24 protein-coding genes and 1 rRNA gene are annotated in these 25,378 nt (G+C 33.5%); 16 read left to right on the top strand and 9 right to left on the bottom strand.

Annotation, left to right across the window (positions count from 1 at the left end):
- Positions 1–6: 6 nt before the first annotated feature.
- The gene (locus ACQKCJ_RS06610) at positions 7–492 is read right to left on the bottom strand and encodes a GNAT family N-acetyltransferase (RefSeq protein ID WP_427401666.1); all 486 of its coding nucleotides are present in this window, start codon (positions 490–492) and stop codon (positions 7–9) included.
- A gap of 105 nt (positions 493–597) precedes the next feature.
- Here ACQKCJ_RS06610 and ribD point away from each other — a divergent pair, with 105 nt between their 5' ends.
- The 3 genes from ribD to ACQKCJ_RS06595 all read left to right on the top strand — a co-directional run bounded on the left by ribD (position 598) and on the right by ACQKCJ_RS06595 (position 3,126).
- Positions 598–1,647, top strand: coding sequence for a bifunctional diaminohydroxyphosphoribosylaminopyrimidine deaminase/5-amino-6-(5-phosphoribosylamino)uracil reductase RibD (gene ribD, locus ACQKCJ_RS06605; RefSeq protein ID WP_271334473.1), 1,050 nt, complete (start codon positions 598–600; stop codon positions 1,645–1,647).
- On the top strand, positions 1,640–2,242 hold the full coding sequence (locus tag ACQKCJ_RS06600; RefSeq protein ID WP_271334474.1) for an HAD family hydrolase: 603 nt from the start codon (positions 1,640–1,642) through the stop codon (positions 2,240–2,242). The genes ribD and ACQKCJ_RS06600 overlap by 8 nt, the downstream gene beginning before the upstream one ends.
- Before the next feature lie 251 nt (positions 2,243–2,493).
- Positions 2,494–3,126, top strand: coding sequence for an IMPACT family protein (locus ACQKCJ_RS06595; protein WP_271334475.1), 633 nt, complete (start codon positions 2,494–2,496; stop codon positions 3,124–3,126).
- 31 nt (positions 3,127–3,157) lie between these two features.
- On the opposite strand, the gene ACQKCJ_RS06590 is transcribed toward ACQKCJ_RS06595, so the two are convergent.
- Positions 3,158–3,562: an acyl-CoA thioesterase gene (locus tag ACQKCJ_RS06590; RefSeq protein WP_271334476.1), complete on the bottom strand. Its 405-nt coding sequence runs from the start codon at positions 3,560–3,562 to the stop codon at positions 3,158–3,160.
- A gap of 187 nt (positions 3,563–3,749) precedes the next feature.
- On the opposite strand from ACQKCJ_RS06590, the gene dnaA reads away from it, so the two are divergent.
- From dnaA to scpA, 10 genes are all read left to right on the top strand, one after another.
- Positions 3,750–5,177: a chromosomal replication initiator protein DnaA gene (gene dnaA / locus ACQKCJ_RS06585; RefSeq protein ID WP_271334477.1), complete on the top strand. Its 1,428-nt coding sequence runs from the start codon at positions 3,750–3,752 to the stop codon at positions 5,175–5,177.
- A 9-nt stretch (positions 5,178–5,186) separates the two neighbouring features.
- A complete protein-coding gene (locus ACQKCJ_RS06580) occupies positions 5,187–5,654 on the top strand; it encodes a low molecular weight protein-tyrosine-phosphatase (RefSeq protein WP_271334478.1) in 468 nt (155 codons plus the stop codon).
- A 71-nt stretch (positions 5,655–5,725) separates the two neighbouring features.
- Positions 5,726–6,439: an SAM-dependent methyltransferase gene (locus ACQKCJ_RS06575; RefSeq protein ID WP_427401665.1), complete on the top strand. Its 714-nt coding sequence runs from the start codon at positions 5,726–5,728 to the stop codon at positions 6,437–6,439.
- A gap of 22 nt (positions 6,440–6,461) precedes the next feature.
- Positions 6,462–6,899, top strand: coding sequence for an energy transducer TonB (locus tag ACQKCJ_RS06570; RefSeq protein WP_271334480.1), 438 nt, complete (start codon positions 6,462–6,464; stop codon positions 6,897–6,899).
- A gap of 36 nt (positions 6,900–6,935) precedes the next feature.
- A complete protein-coding gene (locus ACQKCJ_RS06565) occupies positions 6,936–8,063 on the top strand; it encodes a methionine aminotransferase (protein ID WP_271334481.1) in 1,128 nt (375 codons plus the stop codon).
- 77 nt (positions 8,064–8,140) lie between these two features.
- Positions 8,141–9,022, top strand: a complete 882-nt coding sequence (locus ACQKCJ_RS06560; protein ID WP_271334482.1) for an SDR family oxidoreductase — start codon at positions 8,141–8,143, stop codon at positions 9,020–9,022.
- Between the two features lie 253 nt (positions 9,023–9,275).
- Positions 9,276–9,884, top strand: coding sequence for a uridine kinase (gene udk, locus ACQKCJ_RS06555; protein ID WP_055095441.1), 609 nt, complete (start codon positions 9,276–9,278; stop codon positions 9,882–9,884).
- Between the two features lie 152 nt (positions 9,885–10,036).
- Positions 10,037–10,372 carry an FtsB family cell division protein gene (locus ACQKCJ_RS06550; protein WP_271334483.1) on the top strand — a complete coding sequence of 112 codons (336 nt, stop codon included), beginning with the start codon at positions 10,037–10,039 and terminating at the stop codon, positions 10,370–10,372.
- A gap of 23 nt (positions 10,373–10,395) precedes the next feature.
- Positions 10,396–11,760 (top strand): methylmalonyl-CoA mutase subunit beta, encoded by a 1,365-nt coding sequence (locus ACQKCJ_RS06545; RefSeq protein WP_427401664.1) that lies wholly within the window; start codon positions 10,396–10,398, stop codon positions 11,758–11,760.
- Positions 11,761–11,806: 46 nt separating this feature from the next.
- Entirely contained in the window at positions 11,807–13,948 is a 2,142-nt protein-coding gene (gene scpA / locus ACQKCJ_RS06540; RefSeq protein ID WP_271334485.1) for a methylmalonyl-CoA mutase, read from the top strand.
- Between the two features lie 48 nt (positions 13,949–13,996).
- Here scpA and ACQKCJ_RS06535 read toward each other — a convergent pair whose 3' ends face one another.
- The 4 genes from ACQKCJ_RS06535 to dapF form a co-directional block, all read right to left on the bottom strand.
- Positions 13,997–14,650 (bottom strand): peptidoglycan-binding protein LysM, encoded by a 654-nt coding sequence (locus tag ACQKCJ_RS06535; RefSeq protein ID WP_271334486.1) that lies wholly within the window; start codon positions 14,648–14,650, stop codon positions 13,997–13,999.
- Positions 14,651–15,263: 613 nt separating this feature from the next.
- On the bottom strand, positions 15,264–16,304 hold the full coding sequence (gene mltG, locus ACQKCJ_RS06530) for an endolytic transglycosylase MltG (RefSeq protein ID WP_427401663.1): 1,041 nt from the start codon (positions 16,302–16,304) through the stop codon (positions 15,264–15,266).
- Between the two features lie 10 nt (positions 16,305–16,314).
- Positions 16,315–16,848: a GNAT family N-acetyltransferase gene (locus tag ACQKCJ_RS06525; RefSeq protein ID WP_271334488.1), complete on the bottom strand. Its 534-nt coding sequence runs from the start codon at positions 16,846–16,848 to the stop codon at positions 16,315–16,317.
- Between the two features lie 48 nt (positions 16,849–16,896).
- The gene (gene dapF, locus ACQKCJ_RS06520) at positions 16,897–17,679 is read right to left on the bottom strand and encodes a diaminopimelate epimerase (protein ID WP_271334495.1); all 783 of its coding nucleotides are present in this window, start codon (positions 17,677–17,679) and stop codon (positions 16,897–16,899) included.
- Positions 17,680–17,813: 134 nt separating this feature from the next.
- Here dapF and ACQKCJ_RS06515 point away from each other — a divergent pair, with 134 nt between their 5' ends.
- Both ACQKCJ_RS06515 and ACQKCJ_RS06510 read left to right on the top strand, forming a co-directional pair.
- The gene (locus ACQKCJ_RS06515) at positions 17,814–19,214 is read left to right on the top strand and encodes a S1C family serine protease (protein WP_427401662.1); all 1,401 of its coding nucleotides are present in this window, start codon (positions 17,814–17,816) and stop codon (positions 19,212–19,214) included.
- Positions 19,215–19,384: 170 nt separating this feature from the next.
- A complete protein-coding gene (locus ACQKCJ_RS06510) occupies positions 19,385–20,833 on the top strand; it encodes a glyceraldehyde-3-phosphate dehydrogenase (RefSeq protein WP_271334490.1) in 1,449 nt (482 codons plus the stop codon).
- A 95-nt stretch (positions 20,834–20,928) separates the two neighbouring features.
- On the opposite strand, the gene ACQKCJ_RS06505 is transcribed toward ACQKCJ_RS06510, so the two are convergent.
- Complete coding sequence (locus ACQKCJ_RS06505) at positions 20,929–21,387, bottom strand: Lrp/AsnC family transcriptional regulator (protein ID WP_072961962.1); 459 nt, start codon at positions 21,385–21,387, stop codon at positions 20,929–20,931.
- Positions 21,388–21,587: 200 nt separating this feature from the next.
- On the opposite strand from ACQKCJ_RS06505, the gene ald reads away from it, so the two are divergent.
- Positions 21,588–22,706 carry an alanine dehydrogenase gene (ald, locus tag ACQKCJ_RS06500; protein ID WP_427401661.1) on the top strand — a complete coding sequence of 373 codons (1,119 nt, stop codon included), beginning with the start codon at positions 21,588–21,590 and terminating at the stop codon, positions 22,704–22,706.
- Positions 22,707–22,834: 128 nt separating this feature from the next.
- On the opposite strand, the gene pafA is transcribed toward ald, so the two are convergent.
- Together pafA and rrf are read right to left on the bottom strand one after the other, a co-directional pair.
- Positions 22,835–24,454 carry an alkaline phosphatase PafA gene (gene pafA, locus ACQKCJ_RS06495; protein ID WP_427401660.1) on the bottom strand — a complete coding sequence of 540 codons (1,620 nt, stop codon included), beginning with the start codon at positions 24,452–24,454 and terminating at the stop codon, positions 22,835–22,837.
- A 597-nt stretch (positions 24,455–25,051) separates the two neighbouring features.
- Positions 25,052–25,161, bottom strand: a 5S ribosomal RNA gene (rrf, locus tag ACQKCJ_RS06490).
- Between the last annotated feature and the right edge of the window lie 217 nt (positions 25,162–25,378).

Here is a 25,378-nt window from a genome sequence, read left to right as displayed (position 1 = left end):
GCAATTTTACAAGTTTTTCAACATCCAGACTGGACAAGAACTATGCCCTGTATTTCCTAAAGGAACATCTAAATATTCAAAACCTGATTTTTTATATAATTTCTGGGCAGCATGCATGAATGGCATGGTTTCGATATAACATTTTTCGAAACCAAAATCTTTTGCCTGTTCTAAACATTTCTGCATCATTTCAGAACCAATTCCTAAACCTCGCGTCTCTGGCAAAAAATACATCTTTTGTAATTCACAAATCCCAGGATCTCCATTTTCCAGCGGCGCAATACCTGCACAACCCAAAATTTTTCCTTCGTTTTCAACTACAAAATAAACTGATTGCGGTTTATTATACTCCTCAAACATTAAATCTAAATATGGATCTTCGTAAGCTGTACCCACTTTTGGAATTTCCATTTCATCAAAAACTGATCGTATTAATTGAGCAACTTCCTGATTGTCTTCTTTTTTAATTGACCTGATAATGCAATTTTTCATATTTCCTTATTCCTATACTATATTACAAAAGTAAAATAGTTTTTTGATAGTTTCTTAACTATATCGTTAACTATTGAACTAAACAAAAATAACTACTTTTGTATTGTGAATATACATGAAAAATACATAAAACGCTGCATCGAGTTAGCAGAAAATGGCTTTGGAACCACATATCCAAATCCAATGGTTGGAAGCGTAATTGTTTACGAAAACAAAATTATTGGCGAAGGCTGGCACAAAAAAGCCGGAGAACCACATGCCGAAGTCAACGCAATTCGATCTGTAAAAGACAAATCGCTCTTAAAGAAGGCAACTATCTACGTGAGTCTTGAACCTTGCAGTCATTTTGGCAAAACACCGCCATGTTGCGATTTAATTATAGAGCACCAGATTGCGAATGTTGTTGTTGGAACTGTTGATCCTAATGAAAAAGTGGCCGGAAATGGTATTAAAAAATTAATTGCCGCCGGAGCAAACGTAACCGTTGGTGTCTTAGAAAAAGAATGCAATGAGCTCAACAAACGTTTTTTTACTTTTCATCAGAAAAAAAGACCTTATATTATATTAAAATGGGCCGAAAGCCAGGATGGTTTTTTATCTCCTGAAAAAGAGATCAACAAAGACAGAAAACCTATCTGGATTACTAATCAATATTCCAGACAATTGGTTCATAAATGGCGCAGTGAAGAACAGGCAATTTTAGTAGGAACACAAACTGTTATCGATGACAATCCGAAATTAAATACCAGGGATTGGGCAGGAAATAATCCTGTTAGAATTGTTTTAGATCAGCACAATCGTATCGCAAAAGACAGTTTTATTTTTGACAATAGTGTAAAAACAATTGTATTTACAAAATCTGAAATAACCTTTTCAGAAGAAAACACTAACTTTGAAGTAATTGATTTTAATCAAAATATAATTCCGCAGATAGTAACTGTTTTGTATCAAAACCAAATTCAGTCTGTCATTATCGAGGGCGGGTTACAAACTTTACAATCTTTTATTGATCAAAATATCTGGGATGAAGCCCGAATTTTTATCGGAGAAATCACTTTCGAAAAAGGAACAAAAGCACCGGTTATTCAAAAGAAAAACACAACTAAAAGTTACGTTCAAAGCGACGAATTACTAAACATTAGAAATCATGATTGATACTATAATTTTTGACTTTGGAGATATTTTTATCAATTTAGATAAACAAGCAACCATTTCAGGATTGCAGCAATTAGGCATGACGGAGTGGAATACTGAATTAGATCGTTTGAATCTTTTATTCGAAACCGGGGATATTTCGTATGATGATTTTTTGGCCGGATTTCAAAAAGAACTTCCAAACGCTTCAACTGAAGAAATATTAAAAGCATGGAATGCTGTTCTTGCAGATTTCCCTTTGTATCGATTAGAATTTCTACAAATGCTTTCTCAAAAATACCGCTTATTTCTATTGAGCAATACTGATTCGATTCATATTGCTACTTTCGAAAACAAAACTGGAATTTCATTCTATAGCGATTTTTACCAATGTTTCGAAAAAGTCTATTTTTCATTTGAAATTGGAATGCGAAAACCAAATGCTGAAGTTTTTCATTACCTGATCAACAAACATGAATTATCTCCAAAACGAACTTTGTTTGTAGACGATAAAAAAGAAAACACGGACTCTGCCGCCGCATTAGGTTTTCATATCTGGAATTTACAAGTTGGACAGGAAGATGTTGTAGATTTATTTGAGAAAAAGATATTGTAGCTAACGTATACTTTGTCAAAATGATTTACAATTATTGATGTAATTAACCGCAAAGAGCGCTAAGGTTTTTTATCTATCTGTATGATCAGAAAATGCAAAGTTGGCAATCCCGATAGCTATCGGGATTGTATTGAATCCGGCTTTGAGAACTTTGCGTCTATAAAGCCATGCAAAGTAAAAAACCTTAGCGCCCTTTGCGGTAAAATTAACTCTACGGCTAAAAAACAATAAACTAATTTAGAAATTTACTTTTGGAATATAACGACACTTACAAAACCATAGCCTTTGAATCTGAAGAAATACTTTTTAAGGAAAAAGGAAGTAAGTTCTTTGGATACGCCTTTCCTATAGAACACGAAGACGAAGTAAAACCGATTATCGAAAACTTAAAGAAACAGCATCCTCATGCTGTACACTATTGTTATGCCTACCAATTAGGCACAGCACCAAAAATTTCTTATCGTGCCAATGACGATGGAGAACCAAGCAATACTGCCGGAGCTCCAATTTACGGACAAATACAATCTTTTGGCTTAACAAATATTTTGGTTGTCGTAGTTAGAATTTTTGGCGGAACAAAATTAGGCGTTGGCGGATTAATAGCAGCTTACAAAACGACAGCACAAATGACTCTCGATGTTTGCGAAATTATCAAAAAAACTATCGATGTTCATTTTTTAATCTCTTTTGATTATAAAAACATGAACAAAATAATGCGCGTTATTAAGGAAAAAAAACTGGAAATCACGTCTCAGGAAATGGAAATTGATGAAGTTTCAGGCTTACCAATTGGCAAAATTAAGACAAAAACGCGCAAAAAAAATGCCGAATCAGTATTCGACATTTTTGATTTAATGTTTGAAATCGATATCAAAATTATATAAATTGATACAAAAACCTATCTCATTTTAACAATTATATCAATGTTTCAAACAATTCTAAAATGTAATCTGGAGGCGCCGTCGGACGACCTGTTTTTAACGAAATAAATACTAAAATAAACGCCGCCGTTGTTAATAACTCATTCGCTTCGTTATAAATCGCACACTCGAATTCGATCTTAACAGACGACTGACTTTTGAAAGCGGTATGAATCGTAAGAAGCTCATCGTAGCGTGCTGATTTTTTATAATTTATTTGCATGGAAACAATCGGCAATCCAATTCCGCTTTCCTCCATACTTTTATACGAAATCCCTTTGTTTCTAAGCCATTCCACGCGTCCTATCTCAAAATAAGGAACATAATTTCCGTGATAAACCACTCCCATTTGATCGGTTTCAGAGTAACGAACACGCACTTGCGTTTGATGATTTTTCATTATTTATATATTAAAAAAATTTAAATTCTTAAAGTTCACTTACAACATTTTTTTATAAAATTAGAGGGCAAAATATTTTTTTTTACAGAAATTTGTTCACATATTTGTTATCCCGAAATACGGAATAAAATTGCTCCTTTTTTATTAGGAGAATCTTTATCAATAATAAAAAAATTTATCTGAATCTATGACTAAAACTGCTCAATCGGTATGGGAAAACTGTTTGTCCTTTATAAAAGACAATATTCAAGATCAAGCATATAAAACTTGGTTCGAACCAATCAAATCAGTTGAGCTAACCGACAACGCGTTATATATTCAAGTACCAAGTAAATTTTTCTACGAATGGCTAGAAGAACATTACGTGAAATTATTGAAAGTCGCACTTACCAAAGAACTGGGAAAAAACGCAAAGTTACTCTATAAAATTAAAATGGAGAACACTTATGGCAACAAACAACCGTTTACCGAACAGTTGCCAAGTGCCAACAGAGTGCCAATGAAACCGCAAGAGGTTGATGCTCCGTTTAAAAACTTAAACCCTGAACTTAAAAATCCGTTTGTAATTCCCGGAATTAGAAATCTTAAAATTGAATCGCAATTAAATGCGAACTACAGTTTTGACAATTTCCTTGAAGGTGATTCTAACCGTTTAGCCCGTTCTGCAGGTATGGCTGTTGCCAATAAACCTGGAGGAACATCATTTAATCCTTTATTGATTTTTGGTGGAGTTGGTTTAGGAAAAACACACTTAGCACATGCTATAGGTGTAGAAGTAAAAGATAAATATCCTGAAAAGACGGTTTTATATATTTCTGCCGAAATTTTTACACAACAATATATTGATTCGGTTAAAAAGAATAATCGTAATGATTTCATTCACTTTTACCAATTAATCGACGTTTTGATTATTGATGATGTTCAGTTTTTATCTGGAAAATCAGGAACTCAGGACGTATTTTTCCATATTTTTAACTATTTACACCAAAACGGAAAACAGGTAATTTTGACTTCGGACAAAGCTCCTGTTGACATGCAGGATATTGAGCAACGTTTATTATCTCGTTTTAAATGGGGATTGTCTGCTGAATTACACCAGCCGGATTACGAAACCAGAATTTCGATCTTAAAAAACATTCTTTATCGCGATGGTGTTGAAATCCCGGAAGATATTATTGAATATGTTGCACGCAATATCAAAAGCAATGTTAGAGAACTTGAAGGTGCTATTATATCGTTAATTGCACAATCTTCTTTCAATAAAAAAGAAGTTACAATTGAGTTGGCTAAAAGCGTTGTTGAGAAATTTGTTAAAAACGTAAAGAGAGAAATCTCTATCGATTATATTCAAAAAATTGTATCAGACTATTTCCAGTTAGACATTGAAACACTTCAATCAAAAACCAGAAAAAGACACGTGGTACAGGCAAGACAATTGGCTATGTTTTTTGCAAAGAAATTCACAAAAGCTTCTTTAGCAAACATTGGCTCACAAATTGGAGATCGTGATCACGCTACTGTATTACATGCTTGTAAAACTGTTGACAATTTAGTTTCTACAGACAAACAATTCAAGAAATTTGTCGAAGACATCAACAAAAAACTAACGCTATAAACGCGAATCATGCCAGTAAAAATTTTAATGGTTTGTTTGGGAAATATTTGCAGATCACCTTTAGCCGAAGGTATTCTAGCATCAAAATTACCCCATGATAAATTTATTGTTGATTCAGCCGGAACAGGTTCATGGCACGTAGGTAATGCTCCGGACAAACGTTCGATTGCAGTAGCCCAGAAAAATGGATTATGCATAGACGCTCAAAAGGGACGACAATTTAAAATCACCGATTTTGATGAGTTTGATTACATTTATGTAATGGACAGTTCCAATTATAGCGACGTAATTCATCTTGCAAAAACGCCTGAACACAAAAACAAAGTTCAGCTTATTCTAAAAGAACTTTTTCCTAATAAAAATACAGATGTTCCTGATCCTTATTACGGAGCAACAAATAGCTTTGACGATGTATATAAAATGCTGGATGAAGCTGCTGAAATTATTGCCAAAAAACTTATCGAAAAACATTCATAATTTAATTTGTATTTTAATTACTTAACTGGTAATTAAAATACATTTTTGTTTAAACTCTAAAATATCACAAAATGAAACTTCTAGGAAAATTATATTTAATTCCAACAACAATGGGCGAAAGCGATCCAATGGATGTTTTGCCACAAACCGTAAAAAGAAGTATCGATTTTATAGATCATTATATTGTTGAAAACGAAAAAACGGCAAGAAAATCAATAAAAGCGGTTTCGCCGGAAAAAAAACAATCAGAACTAATACTTTTCACCCTTAATAAACGTACCGAACCAAGCGAGCATTTAGATTTTATCAAACCTTTGCTGGAAGGAAAAAACGTAGGATTAATGAGTGAAGCTGGTTGTCCGGGTGTTGCTGATCCCGGTGCTGTAATTGTAAAATTAGCACATGAAAAAGGAATTCAGGTTGTTCCGTTAGTTGGTCCTTCGTCTATATTGTTAGCAATGATGGCTTCCGGAATGAACGGACAAAGTTTTACTTTCAACGGGTATTTGCCAATTGATAAAGACGAGAAAAAATCGGCATTGAAGTATTTTGAAAAATTATCGCAGGACAAAAATCAATCTCAACTTTTTATTGAAACTCCTTATCGAAACAATAAATTAGTTGAAGATATTCTTCAAATATTAAATCCTTCGACGCATTTATGTATTGCGACTGATATTACGTTACCAACAGAATTTATTAAAACATTGCGTGTTGCAGATTGGAAAAAACTAAAAGTTGATTTACATAATCGACCTACGATTTTTATTATACATAAAATGTAAACTAACTTTAAGACACTATATCATGAAAAAGTTTTTAATACTAATTCTAATTTGTGTTGCGCAAAAAACATTTTCACAAAAGGAGATCAGGAGAATTCCTGAACCTCCGAAAAATATAAATGGAAATATCATTCCTCCTAACGAAATCGACATATACAACCCTATTGGGATTGACGTAAAACCAGAGTTCCCAGGAGAAAAAGTAGAATTTCATCAATTTATAGAGAGAAACTATAAAAAATCAAACAAGAGACCAACTTTGCAAGGAAAAGTATTCGCCACTTTTAATATTGAAATAAACGGTTCATTAAGTGATATAAAAATCCTTCGAGATATTGCATCTTACAGCGGAGAGGAACTGGTAAGGGTTTTAAAATTATCTCCTACATGGAAACCTGGAAAACTAAACGGTAAAGGAGTCAGAACTATATACTCACTTGTTGTGCCTGTACAGCTATAAGTCTGCAATTATCAATCTTTTTCTTAATCTAATTTCATGAGCAAACTTCCAAATGTAACAACAAGCATTTTTACGGTCATGTCTAAAATGGCAACCGAATATAATGCAATAAATCTTTCGCAGGGATTTCCGAATTTTCCTGTAGACGAAAGATTAACAGCTATTTTGGCAAAATTATCGAAAGAAAATGTGCACCAGTATACACCAATGGCAGGTTTTCCTCCATTGATGAATCAGATTGCAAAATTGGTTCAGAGTTCATACAACAGAATAATTGTTCCTGAAACAGAAATCTTAGTTACTGCCGGCGCAACTCAGGGAATTTTCACTTCAATTTTGGCCTTGGTAAAAACAGGTGACGAAGTTATTATTCTGGATCCGAGTTATGACTCTTATGAATCCCCTGTTCTTCTTTGTAATGCAAAACCTGTTCGGGTAGCTTTAAATGACAATTATACACCAAATTGGGAAACCATAGAAAAAGCCTGTTCGCCAAAAACAAAGATGATTATTATCAATAATCCGCATAACCCAACAGGAAAAATTTTGACAGAAGAAGATTTTCTTCAACTAGAAAAACTACTATCAAAACATCCTGACATTATTGTTTTATCAGATGAAGTTTATGAATACATCACTTTCGAAGAAAAACATATTTCTGCACACACTAAAGATTTTCTTTTAAACCGTTGCATAATGGTTTCTTCTTTTGGAAAATCATTTCATATTACGGGCTGGAAAATAGGCTATACTGTTGCACCCGAACATTTGATGAAAGAAATTAAAAAAGTACACCAGTTTTTGGTTTTTAGCGTCAACAGTATTTCACAAGCTGCCATTAGTGAATATTTAGATCTTGTAAATGTCAATCTTTTAGGGAAATTCTATCAGGAAAAACGAGATTATTTCCAGAAATCACTTCAAAATAGTCGTTTTGAGTTAAAACCTTGCGAAGGAACTTATTTTCAGGTGGCTTCTTATGCAAGTATTTCAAACGACGATGATGTTACTTTTTGTAAAAAACTAATAACCGATCATGGCGTTGCTGCTATCCCTATTTCTACTTTTTATTCTGATCATAAAGACCAAAAATTAATACGTTTTTGCTTTGCCAAAGATGATTTTACTTTAGAATCTGCCGCAAAAAAATTGTGTGATATATAAAGTTTATCAAAAATTTATAACATTATTATGCGCGCATCCTATTTATTTAATTAATATTGTAATAAAAAGAAAAAAATATGAGCTATACAGATAAAATGTTAAGAGATGACGCTTTAAAAGGTAAAGTCATAGTAGTTACAGGTGGCGGAAGCGGTTTAGGAAAAGCAATGACAAAATATTTCTTAGAATTAGGCGCTCAGGTAGCGATTACTTCAAGAGATTTAGACAAGCTAAAAGCTACTGCAACTGAACTTGAAACTGAAACAGGAGGTAAATGTTTACCACTTCAATGTGATGTTCGTCATTATGAAGAAGTAGAAAACATGCTTCAGGAAGTTTTAAAAGCTTTTGGCAAAGTTGATGTTCTTTTGAATAATGCTGCCGGAAATTTTATTTCTCCAACAGAACGTTTATCTGCAAATGCATTTGATACTGTTATAGATATCGTATTAAAAGGGTCTAAAAACTGTACGCTTGCTTTTGGTAAGCACTGGATCGATACCAAACAAAAATCATCTACAATTTTAAATATAGTTACTACTTATGCCTGGACTGGTTCAGCTTATGTTGTACCAAGTGCTACTGCAAAAGCAGGAGTGTTAGCCATGACGCGCAGTTTAGCAGTCGAATGGGCAAAATACGGAATCCGCTCTAATGCAATCGCTCCGGGACCATTCCCTACAAAAGGTGCATGGGACAGATTATTGCCGGGCGATCTTGCTGAAAAATTTGACATGGCCAAAAAAGTTCCATTGAAACGTGTAGGTGATCATCAGGAATTAGCAAATTTGGCAGCTTATTTAGTATCTGATTTTTCAGCTTATGTAAATGGTGAAGTGATTACTATTGATGGTGGAGAATGGCTAAAAGGCGCAGGGCAATTTAATTTACTAGAAGCAATTCCTGAAGAACTTTGGGACCAGCTTGAAATGATGATAAAAGCAAAAAAGAATAAATAATTTTACGTGCTTACTAAATTCAGAATATTTTTTATAAACTATACTGATTGCACCAAATCCCGAAGGTTCTACTTTCGGGATTTTTTTATGTTTTTTACCATATAAGTAATATAAGTTCAATGAAGTAATAAATTGTTTAAAGATCTGTTTGCTTAAATTTACTTATATAACTTATATGGTTAAATAAGTTAATATGTGTAGACAATCCAGTTAAATTATTATTTTTGCCGAACAAAATATATAATATAAAATTATGCTCATTATTGGAATTGCAGGAGGAACAGGAAGTGGAAAAACAACGGTGGTACACCAGATCATGAACGAATTACCAGACACTGAAGTGGGCGTAATTTCTCAGGATTCGTACTATAAAGAAACCCATAATTTGTCATTCGACGAAAGAGCATTAATCAATTTTGATCACCCGCGCGCGATCGATTTTGAATTATTGGTAAAACATTTAAAAGCTTTAAAAGAAGGCGAAACTATCGACCAACCGGTATATTCATTCATTCAGCACAACAGAACTGACGATACGGTATCAACGCATCCAAGAAAGGTAATGATTGTTGAAGGGATATTAATTTTAACGAATCCTGAGCTACGCGACCTTTTTGACGTTAAAGTATATGTTCACGCTGATTCTGACGAAAGATTAATTCGTCGTTTAAAGAGAGATATTTCTGAACGCGGACGCGATATCGACGAGGTTTTAACACGTTATCAGAACACTTTAAAACCTATGCATGAGCAATTTATAGAACCTTCAAAAGCCTTCGCAGATATTATTATTCCTAATGATAAATACAATACTGTTGCCATTGATGTAGTTCGTGCTGTAATTAATCAACGAATTTCATAAATTTTATCGTAAATTTATTCCATAGAAATAAGGAGCTATTTCCCGCTCTCGCCTTTATCTTTTTATGGCAGAAAAAGCCATAAAAAGGATATCGGCTCCATCGGGGCTAGAACACCAATCAAAATTATAAGAAGTAATCAGTCAAAGAGAAAATGAAATTCAAAAATCCATATAAAGGCAAACGCTGGTTCAAATTAGTAGGCAACAAATATGTCTGGGTTTTACTCTTTTTTGTAATCTGGATGTTCTTCTTAGACAATTACTCTTATTTTGATCATCGCTTTTTAGACAACCAGATCAACGAACTACAAGACAACAAAAAGTATTACCAGGTCGAAATAAAAAAAGATCAGGAACAGATTAAGCAACTTAAAAACCCTGAACAAATAGAAAAATATGCTCGCGAAAAGTATTTCATGAAAAAAGACAGCGAAGATATTTATATCATCCAATTTGAAGGAGATACTATTCAAGACACTAAAGAATAATCAGAAAAAAGCACACAATCCCAATGGCTACTACCCTATTCGACGATTTTAATCCGATTTCATCCAAACAATGGAAACAAAAAATTCAGTTCGAATTAGACGGAGCTGATTATAACGAAACTGTTATTTGGAATTCTCCGGAAGATATTCAGGTAAAACCATTTTATCATATCGATGAATTTTCAAAAACTGCTTCAGTACAAACAGAAGCATCTAATTTTAAAATTTGCCAAAACATCTTTGTTTATGATATTGAGAAATCGATTCAAAGAGCCATTAACACTATCGAAAGAGGTGCGGAAAGTTTGCGTTTTACCATACAAAACGAAAAAATTGATGTCAAAAAATTATTAGAAACTCTTCCTTTAGAAAACAGAACAGTTTACTTTAATTTATCGTTTATTTCAATCGATTTCGTAAAAATATTAGACACTATTTCAATTCAGAAAAAAGCTATTTTTTATTGTAATATTGACCCAATTGGTCATTTTGCAAGAGAAGGGAACTGGTTTACTACATCAGATAAAAATAATTTTGAAACGATTGAAAAAATTTCAAAAGCAACAACAAATCTTAATTTATTAAGTATAGATTCAGGTTTGTATCAAAATGCAGGTGCCAATATTACACAACAAATAGCCTATAGTTTAGCGCATGCCAATGAATATTTGAATCGTTTACCAAGTATTACAAAACCAATTGTTTTTGAAATATCTGTAGGCACCAATTATTTTTTTGAAATTGCAAAACTTCGTGCTTTACGAATGCTTTTCAAATTGATCGCTTCAGAATACAATCCCAATTTAGAATGTCATTTTTTGGTAACACCAACCAAACGTAATAAAACGATTTACGATTATAACGTAAACATGCTTCGTACCACAACCGAATGTATGACAGCCATATTAGGCGGTGCAGATGCTGTTGCAAATTTACCTTATGATTCATTATACCATAAAGACAATGAATTTGGTGATAGAATTGCCAGAAATCAATTATTGGTTTTAAAACACGAAAGTTACTTCGACAAAGTCAATAATCCGGCTGATGGAAGTTATTATTTAGAAAGTCTAACCACACAATTGGCCGAGAAAAGTTTAACTTTATTTAAAGATATCGAGGCAAATGGTGGATTTTTAAAACTTCTAAACGACGGAACTATCAAAAAGAAGATTCAGGAAAGCGCTGTAAAAGAGCAGGAATTGTTCGATTCTAAAAAAGAAGTTTTATTAGGAACAAATAAATATCCTAATAAAGATGACAAGATGAAGCATGATTTAGAATTGTTTCCTTTTGTAAAAATAAAACCTCGAAAAACTTTAATTACACCTATTATAGAAAAAAGATTAGCTGAGAAGCTGGAACAAGAAAGATTAGAACTTGAATAAATATTTTTTCTAAGTAATTAATAAACCTGCTCAAAAGAGTATTTCCATGATAAGAAAAGACCTTAAACATATTAAGTTAAATGTAAAAAATGAAAAGTTAGACAAACTGGCCAATAATCCCAATTCTATAACTGAAAACTTTTACACGGCTGAAGGAATTGAACTCAAAAAAACTTATTCTGAAAAAGATATTGAGGATTTAGAGTTCTTAGAATTCGGAGCTGGCTTTGCACCGAATTTACGTGGACCATATGCTACTATGTACGTAAGACGACCATGGACGATTAGACAATATGCAGGATTTTCGACCGCTGAAGAAAGTAATGCTTTTTACCGAAGAAATTTAGCAGCAGGACAAAAAGGGCTTTCGATCGCATTTGATTTACCAACGCATCGTGGTTATGACTCAGATCATGAAAGAGTTGTGGGTGATGTAGGGAAAGCCGGAGTTGCCATCGATTCTGTCGAAGACATGAAAGTTCTATTTGATCAGATTCCACTTGATGAAATGTCAGTTTCAATGACTATGAACGGCGCCGTTTTGCCAATTATGGCATTTTATATCGTTGCAGCAGAAGAGCAAGGTGTTGCCATTGAAAAATTATCCGGCACGATCCAGAATGATATCCTGAAAGAGTTTATGGTTCGTAATACTTATATCTATCCTCCAACGCCTTCTATGAAGATTATAGCTGATATCTTTGAATTTACGAGCAAGAAAATGCCTAAATTTAATTCGATCTCGATTTCAGGATATCATATGCAGGAAGCCGGAGCAACTGCTGATATTGAATTGGCTTATACGCTGGCTGATGGTTTAGAATATATCAGAACCGGACTTTCTACAGGAATGACGATTGACGAGTTTGCCCCTCGCCTTTCTTTCTTTTGGGCAATTGGTATGAATCATTTTATGGAAATCGCCAAGATGCGTGCCGGAAGAATGATTTGGGCAAAATTAGTACAACAATTTAATCCTAAAAGCGATAAATCATTAGCTCTAAGAACGCATTGCCAGACAAGTGGCTGGAGTCTAACAGAACAAGATCCGTTTAATAATGTGGCAAGAACTTGTATCGAAGCTACTGCCGCTGCTTTTGGAGGAACTCAATCCTTACATACTAATGCTTTAGATGAAGCGATTGCATTACCAACAGACTTTTCGGCAAGGATTGCTCGTAATACTCAGATTTTTTTACAGGAAGAAACTAAAATCACAAAAACTGTTGATCCTTGGGGAGGAAGTTATTATGTTGAAAGTTTAACTAATGAAATTCTAAAAAGTACCTGGAAACTAATTGAAGAAGTAGAGGAATTAGGAGGAATGACAAAAGCTATTGAAGCAGGAATTCCAAAACTACGAATAGAAGAAGCAGCTGCCAGAAAACAAGCCAGAATAGATAGCGGACAAGATATTATTGTTGGTGTTAATCAATACCGACTGGAAAAAGAAGATCCTTTGCATATTTTGGATGTAGACAACCAAATGGTCCGCAAACAACAATTAGAGCAACTAGAACAGATAAAAGCAAAAAGAGATACTGAAAAAGTAAATCAATCACTCGAAAAATTAATACTTTGTGCCAAAACCGGACAAGGAAACTTATTAGAAATTGCTATTGAAGCTGCTCGAAACAGAGCAACATTAGGCGAAATCAGCGATGCTCTTGAAAGTATTTTTGGAAGATACAAAGCACAGATTAAATCCTTTAGCGGTGTGTATAGTGCAGCAATAAAAAATGACGAGAATTTTGAGAAGGCAAAACAATTAGCTAATGCCTTTGCCAAACAAGAAGGAAGACGTCCCAGAATCATGATTGCCAAAATGGGACAAGACGGACATGATCGCGGCGCAAAAGTAGTCGCAACCGGATATGCTGATGTAGGTTTTGATGTAGATATAGGTCCTCTTTTTCAAACTCCAGCCGAAGCAGCCAAACAAGCTGTTGAAAATGATGTGCATATTTTAGGCGTTTCATCACTGGCTGCAGGACATAAAACATTGGTCCCTCAAGTTATTGAAGAACTTAAAAAACACGGACGTGAAGATATCATGGTAATTGTTGGCGGTGTAATTCCGGCGCAAGATTATCAATTTCTGTTTGATGCCGGAGCCGTAGCTGTTTTTGGGCCAGGAACTAAAATCAGTGAAGCAGCTATTAAAATCTTAGAAATCTTAATTGACTAAAGAGCATAAAAAAATCCCGAACAATTTCGGGATTTTTTTATGCTTATTCTAAATTTGATCGTGTATTGTAGCATCATTATCTGCCTCAATATGGGATAAATCATAACCTCCAAAGGCTTTCATGTAACTTTTCAATGAAGTTCCATAGGCATCTTTAAAATGTCTGTTTCCATTATTTTTGAAAAAGTTTTTAACTGAACCAGCACCTCCAAGGTGTGCAGCTGCCAAAATTCCAGATTCGGTAATTTGAATGCCACTGATAATTTTACCTTGATACTTTTGAATTTCATTACGTAAAATCCATTTGTTTTTGGATAGCAAAGCAATAAATGCTTTTTCCTGTAAGGCAGGATCTTTTAAAAATGCTTTATTATTATGAACACCAACCGCTCTTAAGGCTTTAGAACCAAATTGGTATTTTCCCATGTAACCCAATGAATTTACCAATCGGTATTTTCCTTGAGATTCTTTAAAAGCAACTGCTTCTTTAAAACTTATAAGGCGCTTTTCTGTAAATAGAACATTTACCTTTTTTTCCGTAGGATAATCATCCTCTTCTTGCGATGGAAATACGTATTCAGATCCATCTGTTTTTTCGATTAGGAACCACGGTTTGGTTTCCATATTAAAGGGTTTAAAACCCAAACTCAAAAATGTAATAATAACGATCAAACTCGCATAAAAATACCACTTCTTTATCATAAATTGTTTTTCTTCAAGACGCTGTCACCCTCTTGAAATTTCTACGCTGCAAAGATAAGAAATACAAAACAATACTCATAATCAGTGTTTTACATATTTTATAAAATACAATAATCTCTTTTAATCCCTTTATTGACCGAGTATTCGAGCGATCGAACAGCTTCTGAAATTAGCTCCAAAAACTAAAAAAAAGAGTAAAAAAAAAGGGCTTTTTTAGCATTTTTTTATCAAATTCAAACAAAAAACAAGAAAAAACCTACTTTAAAGTCTCGTTTTTAACAGCGAAAAATGAATTTGATTTTAAAAATTCACATAAATCGAATCGAAATAAAAGATACTTTTTACTCAAATTCGAAGTCTGGTTTTTTACGAAAAATTAAAATTTACCTTAAAGCAAATGCTTTTTTTGTCAAAAGTATTTTCATAACATTCCATAAGTACAAAAATTGCAATTAAATGAATTTGCAACTGTTTTCCGAAATGCTTAGGTGTCATGTTTTTTTATGTAGGAAATAAAAAAATACCTCCCTATCAAACTATAATAAAAAAAACCGAAGCCATAAAAGCTTCGGTTTTCCATATAATTTCAATTGCACTACATGCAAATGCTCATTTATCTTGTTACCCCCTGGCTAGCAATCCAGTCTGAATATTTTTTTGCATTTTTAGTATGTTCTTCATAAGTAGCCGCAAATTCGTGATAACCAAATCGATCTACACTTGCACAAAAATAAATATAATCGTTTTTTTCCGGGTTTAAAACCGCTTCAAGAGCAGTAATATCAGGCATTGCGATTGGCCCTGGCGGAAGTCCTATGTTTACATACGTATTATAAGGCGATTTCATTATCAAATCATTATAAAAAACTCTTTTGATAACCTGATCAAAATTATTATCTTTTAATTTCAAGGCATAAATAACAGTTGGATCTGCCTGCAACGGCATTTCTAATCGTAAACGATTCAAATAAACGCCGGCAATGCGAGGTCTTTCATCTTTTTTGACAGATTCTTTATGAACGATTGAGGCCAAAATTGTTGCTTGTACAGGTGTTAATCCTTGTTTCTTTGCTTTTTCTATTCTTTCAGGAGTCCAGAAATTATGGTATTCCTTAATCATTTTATCACGGAATTTCTCTGCAGACGTATTCCAGTAAATTTCATAAGTATTGGGAATAAACATAGCAAATACATTATCTTCATTAAAACCATTTTCTTTCAAAAAAGCAGGATCTTTAATTGCTTTCATTAAAGACAAACTATCTGCTTCAATCTCTGCACCTACTCTTCCGGCAAAATTTTCTAAGCGCTCCTGATTATTAAAAGCCAATTTTACAGGAATATTAGCTCGCATCGCACGAACTAAATCAAGATTATTCATGTCTTTTTTAAGTAAAAAACGACCGGATTTTACATTTTCAGGATAACTTCTTTTATTGGCAACCATTTCAAAATTGTCAAAATTCTTGATATAGGGTTCTAATATTTTCTTTACATCAGTATAATTAGCACCAGTTGGAACATATACATAAAGTTCTTTTTCTTCGAATTTGGTATTGGCGCTGAATATTTTATTAATTAAAATAAAACCATAAATCATTAAAACTGAAATTACAGCTACAGCAGATATCGTGATTATTTTTTTTAAGCTCAAAGTCTAAAGTTTAAATTTGTTTGTTAATTAACTGAAAAATTGCTTCATCGTGATAGCGGTTATTGAGCAAAATCCAATCTTTTTTAATTCCTATTTTCTCAAAGCCAAATTTAGTAAAAAGAGCTATACTTGGTACATTTCCTACAGCAATATTTGCATACAATTGATGTAAATTTAAATTATGAAAGGAATACTTAATTAAAAGTTCTAATGCCTCAGATCCAATTTTATTGTTTCTATTTTCACCGCTCTGAATAACGATTCCAACTCCTGCTCTGTTATTTTTTGGATCAAATTCAAATAAATCAATTAAACCAATCGCCGGAAAATCCTGATCCTGGCAAATTGCCAGACGAAGTTGTTTTGCTTCGTAAATATCCTTTTGTGCATTTTCGAGATATTGCCTAACCAAAAATCGACTATAAGGCGTTTGTGTGTTACTGACTTCCCAAATATTTTCATCATTCTCCATCGCATATACAAACTCTAAATCATTAGGTTCTAATGCTCGAAGATAAATATTTTCGCCTTTCAGTGTAATCATTGTTGATTATATATTTGTCTTCGACTTGTCTCAGACTGAAATTATTGATTAAATTTCTATTGTTCCCTTAAAAACAAATTTTGCTGGTCCGGTTAAGAAAACATTCGTAAAATGATCTCCTAATTTATCAAAAGAAACGGTTAATTTTCCTCCTTCAACATTTAGGTTAATCGAAGTTTTATCTGTCTCACCAATAGCGTTCATAGCAATAGCTACTGCAGTTGCTCCTGTACCACAAGCCAGCGTTTCATCTTCTACTCCTCTTTCGTAGGTACGAAGTGAAAAAGTACTGTCATCGACTTTTTTTACAAAATTAATGTTACTTCCTTTTTCTCCATACAACTCCCCATAACGAATTGCGGCACCATTCTCTTTTACATTATAATGTTCTAAATCATCAACAATCTGAACATGATGTGGGGAACCTGTGTCTAAAAAAGTATAAGAACCTTTTTTTTGCACTTCATCAACGTCAATCATTTGTAACGAAATAATAGCATCATCACCAACAGAAGCATGATGTAAACCATCTGTTGCAATAAATGTAGCTTTGTTTTCAATTACACCCAATTGATTGGCAAATGCTACTAAACAACGACCTCCATTTCCGCACATTGAACTCTGATTTCCATCTGAATTATAATATACCATTCTAAAGTCAGTTTCAGTATCATTTTCTAACAAAATAAGTCCATCCGCTCCTATTCCGAATCGTCTGTCGCACAAACGTTCAATTAATTTCGTATCTTTCTTGGGGAAAAAATCTAAACGATTATCAATCATTACGAAATCGTTTCCTGTTCCTTGATATTTATAAAATTCTACTTGCATTTTTCTTGAATTGAGAAATACAAAAGTACGAACTATTAATGATATGTTAATCATTGTTAAACAGAGTTAAACGACTTTACTTCAGATTTTTTTTGATATAATTTTACATTAGATAACTTAAATATTGATCAACTATGAAACGATTTTCTACCCTATTTTTAGTATCACTTTTAAGTGGTGCTACTACACTTGGTGCATACAAGTTATTATTTGAAAATAACGACTCTGTTTTTGGTACAAAAAATCCAGTAGTAACTCTTGCTCCAAATTCTTTCTCAAAGCAAGTAGGATTGGCTGCGGAAACTGTTGATTTTACTGCAGCAGCAGATAAAACTATTCATACTGTAGTACACGTAAAAAATGTGTCTCGCAGAACCGTAACTAATCCGATGTTAGAATACTTTTATGGTTACGGAGGTCAACAAACACAAGAACAGGTAGGAACAGGATCCGGGGTTATTATTTCTGCAGATGGTTATATTGTAACCAATAATCACGTGATAAAAAATGCTACCGAAATTGAAATTACTTTAAACAATAAAAAATCATATACAGCAAAACTTATTGGAACTGATTCTAAAATGGATATTGCATTATTAAAAATCAATACCGATGAAAAATTACCTTATACTGTTTTTGCAAATTCTGATGCTGTAAAAGTTGGCGAATGGGTTCTGGCTGTTGGAAATCCGTACAACCTAACTTCGACTGTAACTGCCGGAATTGTTTCGGCGAAAGCCAGAAATTTGGACACAAACGGAATACAATCTTTTATTCAGACAGATGCTGCTGTAAACCCGGGCAATAGTGGAGGTGCATTGGTAAATACTCGTGGAGAATTAATTGGCATTAACACTATGATATCCTCCACAACAGGATCTTATGTAGGATACTCATTTGCAGTGCCATCAAATATTGCCAGAAAAATTATCGAAGATATCATGGAGTTTGGTAATGTACAAAGAGCGATACTGGGTGTCGAAGGTGGCGAACTTAATAATGCCGCGTCCAAAGAACTAGGTGTCTCTCAAACTCAGGGCTTTTATATCAATAAAGTAAATAAACAATCAGGAGCCGAAAAATCTGGTCTTCAAAAAGGAGATATTATCGTAAAATTAGATAATCGGGACATTGCTACTTATGCTGATTTTTCAGGATATATTAATACAAAAAGACCAAATGATGTCGTTCAGGTAACCTATATTCGTGATGGAAAAAACAAAGTAGTTCCTGTTACCTTGAGCAAAAATGAATTTTTTAGTACTGAATTTAAAGGAATCGAATTAGAAAATATAGATGCTACCGATAAAAAGAGATTCGGTCTAAACTATGGTGTAAAAATAAAAGCGCTGACAAACGAAAATCTCAAACAATATAATAATGAATTACAAGGCAATATTATTTTGAGTATTGACAATATAAAAGCAACAGATATCGAAACGGTTTCAAAACTTTTAGGCCAAAAAGACGAAAATCAAAGCATACGAATTGAAATGATTAATAAAAAAGGAGAGATCATCCGAGTTATCATCTAATTCTTTTTATTTCCCAAAACTAAGCCATTCTGAAAAATCAGGATGGCTTTTTTATTTCGTAGAGGTTTTTAAAAATAAATCACAAAATAGCTTACGAAATCGATTGAAATAAATACTTTTGCGCCAAATTCAAAAATATTTGTGTATTTATTTTTTCAATTTAATCAATTATGAGCAACAAATCTTTGTACCAAAAAGAGGTATCATTACAAGTCGACCGAAGAAGAGCTGGTGTCGAATTAATTAAAATCATAAGCGATTTATGGTATGACAAATCCATTGAAATGGTCTTATTCAAGAATCAATTATTGGATAAAAATGTCAGCGATATAATCAATTTGCATCAATATGCAGGTGAATTTGTGGGTAAACCTATCACCATTTTTGATTCAGTTGAAATCGCAAAAGTTATCTTAACCTTAGATCTTCCTCCTGCAAAATTAGATCTTGGAAAACTAACTTATGAATATCGTTTAGAAGATGAAAAATATCCTGATGCAAGATATTTTGTAATCGATAAATTAAAAAAGGCTAAATCATCAGAAGAAATTCAGCCAAAAGATGTTGTTTTATATGGTTTTGGTAGAATTGGCAGATTATTAGCCCGGGAATTAATGTCTAAAACTGGTAAAGGAAACCAATTGCGCTTAAGAGCGATTGTAACACGTGACAAGAACGACACATCAACTTTAGAGAAACGAGCTTCTCTTTTACGTTATGATTCTATTCATGGAGATTTTCAGGGATCTGTAATTGCTGATCCAAAAAATAATGCTTTGATTATAAACGGAACTACGGTACATATTATCACTGCAAATGCACCGGAAGAAATTGACTATACTCAATACGGAATCAATGATGCGTTGGTAATTGATAATACGGGAGCTTTTACAACTGAAGAAGCTTTAAAAAAGCATTTGACTTCACCAGGAACTAGCAAAGTTTTATTGACAGCTCCCGGAAAAGGAATACCTAATATTGTTCATGGTGTAAATCATAATGAATATAATCCTGACGAAATTGATATTTTCTCCGCCGCTTCCTGTACGACAAATGCCATAACTCCTGTCTTAAAAGCTATTGAAGATACTTTGGGAGTGGTAAAAGGCCATCTGGAAACTATTCATGCCTATACAAACGATCAGAATCTGGTTGATAATATGCATAAAAAATACCGTCGCGGAAGAGCTGCAGCTTTAAATATGGTTATTACCGAAACTGGTGCCGGAAGTGCTGTTGCGAAAGCTTTGCCCTCATTAGAAGGAAAATTGACTTCGAATGCTATTAGAGTTCCGGTTCCAAATGGATCTCTAGTTGTTTTGAATTTAGAAGTTAAAAAGGCAACTTCTATTGCTTCAATTAACAAAATCATGAAAAAATATGCTCTCGAAGGAGAATTAGTAGAGCAAATAAAATATTCATTAAATAATGAATTAGTTTCATCTGATATCGTTGGAACATCTGCTCCCTCTATTTATGACAGCAACGCCACAATTGTATCAAATGACGGAAAAAACATTGTGCTCTATATTTGGTACGATAACGAATACGGCTACAGTCATCAGGTTATTCGATTGGCCAAATACATTGCCAAAGTGAGACGTTTTACTTACTATTAATATAAAACCAAAACCACCCATTATTTTTAAAACCATCAGGCAGTGCTTGGTGGTTTTTGTTTGAATGAAAAAGAACACAATAGGAATAGTTTAGATTATATAGGCAGAACAGTTGTGCTCTTAACTTCTGAAATTACAAAAACAGTATTAATTAAAGACACCTCAGGTAATATTGATAATTTTTTTTGATGAAATTGATGGTAACTTTCCATATCTGGAATTATAATTTTAAGCATATAATCAAAGTTTCCGGATACGTAATTACATTCCACCACTTCAGGCAAATTCAAAATCGACTGATTAAATCCTTCTGAAGTATCATATGTTTGTTTCGTTAGCGTTACCTGACAATAAACCGTGAGATTATTGCCTAATTTTTTCTTGTTTAAAATTGAAACATACTTCTCAATAACACCTTCTTTTTCAAGCCGTTTAACCCGATCATGTACAGGTGTAAGAGACAGATTTATTTTGTTTGCAATATCTTTTAAAGTATAGTGCGCATTTTCTTGCAAAAGTCGTAGGATTTTTTTGTCAATTTCATCTAAAGCCATAACGAAAACGTTTTCTGTAATTAATAAAATTTAGTCATTTTTTCTTTTTGAGCAAGATAGTAGGCTCTCAAAAAGAATATTTTTCTGTAAAAGTATTAAATAAAATAATATTTTCTTATTTATAGGTGCTTAATCCATAATATATTCTCTATCTGTAGTTTTGTAAAAGAATTTCAATAAAAACGAAAAAATATAACAAAATGATAATAGGTGTTCCAAAAGAAATAAAAAATAACGAAAACCGTGTGGCTTTAACTCCCGCCGGAGTTTCTGAAATGAAAAAACACGGACATGCAGTTTATGTTCAGGCAACAGCTGGTCTAGGAAGTGGTTTTAGTGATGAGGAATATGCAAATGCCGGAGCGGTTGTTTTAGCCACTATTGAGGAAGTATATGCTATTGCTGAAATGATCATTAAAGTAAAAGAACCAATTGCATCTGAATATCCATTAATCAAAAAAGATCAATTATTATTTACTTACTTTCACTTTGCTTCATCAGAACCATTAACTCATGCTATGCTTGAGAAAGGTGCTGTATGTTTAGCTTATGAAACGGTTGAAAAAGCAGATCGCAGCTTACCATTATTAGTTCCAATGTCTGAAGTTGCCGGTCGTATGGCTATTCAGCAAGGAGCAAAATATCTTGAAAAACCATTAAAAGGAAGAGGAATTCTTTTGGGTGGAGTTCCAGGTGTACCTCCTGCTAAAGTTTTAGTTTTAGGTGGGGGAATCGTTGGAACTCAAGCTGCAAAAATGGCGGCTGGTTTAGGAGCTCAGGTAACTATTATGGATTTAAGTTTGCCTCGTTTACGTTATTTAGATGACATTATGCCTGCAAACGTGAGTACAGAAATGTCAAATCATTACAACATTACAAAAGCAATTGCTACAGCTGATTTAATTGTTGGAGCAGTTTTAATTCCAGGAGCAAAAGCGCCTCACTTAATTACTCGTGACATGCTTAAATTAATGCGCCCGGGAACTGTTGTTGTAGATGTTGCAGTTGACCAAGGTGGATGTATCGAAACTTGTACTCCTACAACTCACGAAAATCCAACTTTTATCATTGATGATATTGTTCACTACTGTGTAGCAAATATGCCAGGTGCTGTGCCTTACACATCTACTTTGGCTTTGACTAATGCAACTTTGCCTTACGCGCTGCAATTAGCAAATAAAGGCTGGGAAAAAGCTTGTAACGAAAATGAAGAATTGAAAAAAGGATTAAACATTGCTAACGGAAAAATTCTTTACAAAGGAGTTGCTGAAGCTTGGAACCTTCCTTTTAACGAAGAGTTAGTGTTAGCAAACGCATAGTGCTAACATTAAATAAGTGCTTACTAAACACTATTCAAAAGGCTTTTCTTAATTGAAAAGCCTTTTTTTTATCACATAAAAAAACCTGCCATTATATGACAGGTTTTATTTTGTATGCTAGAGAGAAACTATTTTTTCTCATCTAAAACTTCTTGCAACACTTTTGCTTCAGTTCCATTTGGGAAAGTTACTTTGATTTTTTGCGCAATTGTTGGCGCAATCTCAGTAATGGCTTTCTTATCATAAGATTCTCCTTTTTTAATATGCCATCCGTAAAAAATAGCTGGCACATGTGTATCATAAGAATAAGGCGTTCCGTGTGACGTTCCTGTAGTTGTGTACTCGATAACTCCGGGTTTATCAATAATTACCAAATCACCATTTTGGGTGACATCATAACCTTTCGCGACAAAATTCAAATAATAATCATTTCCTGCATTAGCTAAAATTTCTTCTTCAGTATATACTTTTTTAACTTGTGGCTGAGCTATTAAAAAATCCTTAAAAGCTTGTTTTACTTTTACTAAATCTAACTTTTTATCTTTAATAATTTGTTTATTGAAGAAAACATTAAAGTTTGAGTAGTTTAAGATTAAATCAACTCCAAATGTTTTAACAGAGAAATCCTGTAAACTTTTTTTAACTTCTTTTGAAGGATAATTATCTACATTATATTTATGATCTTTTAAATAAATCACATTTTCAGCTCCTGCATGATCAGCAGTTAGAAAAAGTAAATAATTTCCTTTCCCAACAGTTTTATCCAGATAATTTAAGAAATCTGCGATTGTTTGATCTAATCTCAAATAGGTATCCTGAAGTTCCATAGAACGTGGCCCAAGTAAGTGACCTACATAATCAGTAGAAGAGAAACTTACAGTTAAAAAGTCTGTAATATTATCCTTTCCTAATTCTTCTTTTTCAATAGCTTTCTTAGCAAATTCAGCCAGTAAGTCATTTCCAAAAGGAGTTGCTCTTAGAATTCCAGCATCATTCTTTTCATACATTGATTTTAAATCATACGGAAAAACAGGCGCTGCACTTCCGTACAATTTACCTTCATAAGGATTATCATCAGGTAAACTTTCGTTATATGTTGAAGCTGGTTTGTACAAATCCCATCCTTTGTTAATATATGGCATATAATGTTTCTCATTATTGAATTGAATAACCCACTCAGGTAATTTTTCTCCATAAAAAGTACTTGAAATAAAAGATCCGGTTTTACTGTACCAAAATGCCCAGTTTGCAAAGTGACCTGCCGGCAAAATTGCGCCACGATCTTTAAGGCTAATTCCAATTACTTTTCCTTGAAAATTGGTCGCCATTCTTACTTCGTCAGTAATAGTAGTACTTTGCAAATTTTTAGGAGACATAGCACCTTCTTCTGCTGTACCATCACCAACAGTTTTCACACCTGCATCATCCGTACAATACATTTGCTTTCCAAGTGTTCTGCTAAACCATTCATTACCTACAATTCCATGTGTAGCTGGCGTAGTTCCAGTATAAATTGATGCATGTCCCGGGGCTGTATAAGTTGGCATGTAATTATAATGCATATTCTGAAAAGTATATCCATTATTCATCAATCTCTTAAATCCGTTTGGTGAAAAATCATCTGAAAACCGATATAAATATTCCATTTTCATCTGATCTACTACAATCCCTACCACTAACTTAGGGCGTTGTTGAGCATTTAAATTTGAGAGAACAAACAATGTCAACAATACAATACTTTTTTTCATACTTAAATTATAATATTTAATACAAAAATACAGATTCACATTTAGATAGGCTAACACACCATAATTTAAAACTTAAAAATGAATATAATTTAACAGAAACTTTTACAGAAAATTATCCAATACTTGATTTTGGCGTTTCCCTTCGGGTCGGGCTGTACGCTAAATCTTTTGCGATAGAGATATTAGTTTGTTTCGCCAGAGGCTTGTAGTATCGCAAAAGGATATCGCTGCCATCCCTAACGCAATCTAAGATAAAGAGAAGTGTCATTTTTAAAATTCCAGATTCCAAAGTATCACGCCTTGTGCCTTTGTGAACTTTCCACCAACATTCAATTAAAAGATTTTTTAGTCCTTCTCTTTTAAAAAGCAAACTAGAAGCTATTTTAAAAAAAAATAAGAATCAATAAAAACAAAAAGAAAGACAACTTTCCACAATTGCATTTGGTCACAAAATATCATCGGATCCAGCTTTGCGAACTTAACAATTACAAACTTTCCTTGCGCACTTTGCGGTTAAACTACAAAGCATTATAAAACATTACCCCAGTATTTTGTAAAACAAAAAACCCTGTTTCGCTAGAAACAGGGTTTTCAAAAGAAAGGCGACGACATACTCTCCCACATAACTGCAGTACCATCTGCGCAGGCGGGCTTAACTACTCTGTTCGGGATGGGAAGAGGTGAGCCCCGCCGCAATAACCACCTTAAGAAGTTATAATTGCTTTGGGCAATTTTACAATTAATTAAAAATTGTAATAATATCTTAACATACTGAGATAAAGAAAAAAGTATTGATTTAGAAAGTTTCTTCTCCCACCTTACGGTGGGAGAAAAGGGTGTACATAAGCTTACGGATTATTAGTACTACTCGACTATGACATTACTGCCTTTACATCTATAGCCTATCAACGTGGTCATCTCCCA

This window comes from Flavobacterium sp. NPDC079362 (assembly GCF_050267765.1).
Taxonomy (GTDB): domain Bacteria; phylum Bacteroidota; class Bacteroidia; order Flavobacteriales; family Flavobacteriaceae; genus Flavobacterium; species Flavobacterium azizsancarii.
This window is presented reverse-complemented; position numbering and strand designations above follow the sequence as displayed.

Bases quoted from the DNA above. Each gene is read 5' to 3' on its own strand.
- ACQKCJ_RS06610 (WP_427401666.1), bottom strand. From the start codon at position 492: ATGAAAAATTGCATTATCAGGTCAATTAAAAAAGAAGACAATCAGGAA.
- ACQKCJ_RS06600 (WP_271334474.1), top strand. From the start codon at position 1,640: ATGATTGATACTATAATTTTTGACTTTGGAGATATTTTTATCAATTTA.
- ACQKCJ_RS06590 (WP_271334476.1), bottom strand. From the start codon at position 3,562: ATGAAAAATCATCAAACGCAAGTGCGTGTTCGTTACTCTGAAACCGAT.
- dnaA (WP_271334477.1), top strand. From the start codon at position 3,750: ATGACTAAAACTGCTCAATCGGTATGGGAAAACTGTTTGTCCTTTATA.
- ACQKCJ_RS06580 (WP_271334478.1), top strand. From the start codon at position 5,187: ATGCCAGTAAAAATTTTAATGGTTTGTTTGGGAAATATTTGCAGATCA.
- ACQKCJ_RS06575 (WP_427401665.1), top strand. From the start codon at position 5,726: ATGAAACTTCTAGGAAAATTATATTTAATTCCAACAACAATGGGCGAA.
- ACQKCJ_RS06570 (WP_271334480.1), top strand. From the start codon at position 6,462: ATGAAAAAGTTTTTAATACTAATTCTAATTTGTGTTGCGCAAAAAACA.
- ACQKCJ_RS06565 (WP_271334481.1), top strand. From the start codon at position 6,936: ATGAGCAAACTTCCAAATGTAACAACAAGCATTTTTACGGTCATGTCT.
- ACQKCJ_RS06560 (WP_271334482.1), top strand. From the start codon at position 8,141: ATGAGCTATACAGATAAAATGTTAAGAGATGACGCTTTAAAAGGTAAA.
- udk (WP_055095441.1), top strand. From the start codon at position 9,276: ATGCTCATTATTGGAATTGCAGGAGGAACAGGAAGTGGAAAAACAACG.
- ACQKCJ_RS06550 (WP_271334483.1), top strand. From the start codon at position 10,037: ATGAAATTCAAAAATCCATATAAAGGCAAACGCTGGTTCAAATTAGTA.
- ACQKCJ_RS06545 (WP_427401664.1), top strand. From the start codon at position 10,396: ATGGCTACTACCCTATTCGACGATTTTAATCCGATTTCATCCAAACAA.
- scpA (WP_271334485.1), top strand. From the start codon at position 11,807: ATGATAAGAAAAGACCTTAAACATATTAAGTTAAATGTAAAAAATGAA.
- ACQKCJ_RS06535 (WP_271334486.1), bottom strand. From the start codon at position 14,650: ATGATAAAGAAGTGGTATTTTTATGCGAGTTTGATCGTTATTATTACA.
- ACQKCJ_RS06525 (WP_271334488.1), bottom strand. From the start codon at position 16,848: ATGATTACACTGAAAGGCGAAAATATTTATCTTCGAGCATTAGAACCT.
- dapF (WP_271334495.1), bottom strand. From the start codon at position 17,679: ATGCAAGTAGAATTTTATAAATATCAAGGAACAGGAAACGATTTCGTA.
- ACQKCJ_RS06515 (WP_427401662.1), top strand. From the start codon at position 17,814: ATGAAACGATTTTCTACCCTATTTTTAGTATCACTTTTAAGTGGTGCT.
- ACQKCJ_RS06510 (WP_271334490.1), top strand. From the start codon at position 19,385: ATGAGCAACAAATCTTTGTACCAAAAAGAGGTATCATTACAAGTCGAC.
- ACQKCJ_RS06505 (WP_072961962.1), bottom strand. From the start codon at position 21,387: ATGGCTTTAGATGAAATTGACAAAAAAATCCTACGACTTTTGCAAGAA.
- ald (WP_427401661.1), top strand. From the start codon at position 21,588: ATGATAATAGGTGTTCCAAAAGAAATAAAAAATAACGAAAACCGTGTG.
- pafA (WP_427401660.1), bottom strand. From the start codon at position 24,454: ATGAAAAAAAGTATTGTATTGTTGACATTGTTTGTTCTCTCAAATTTA.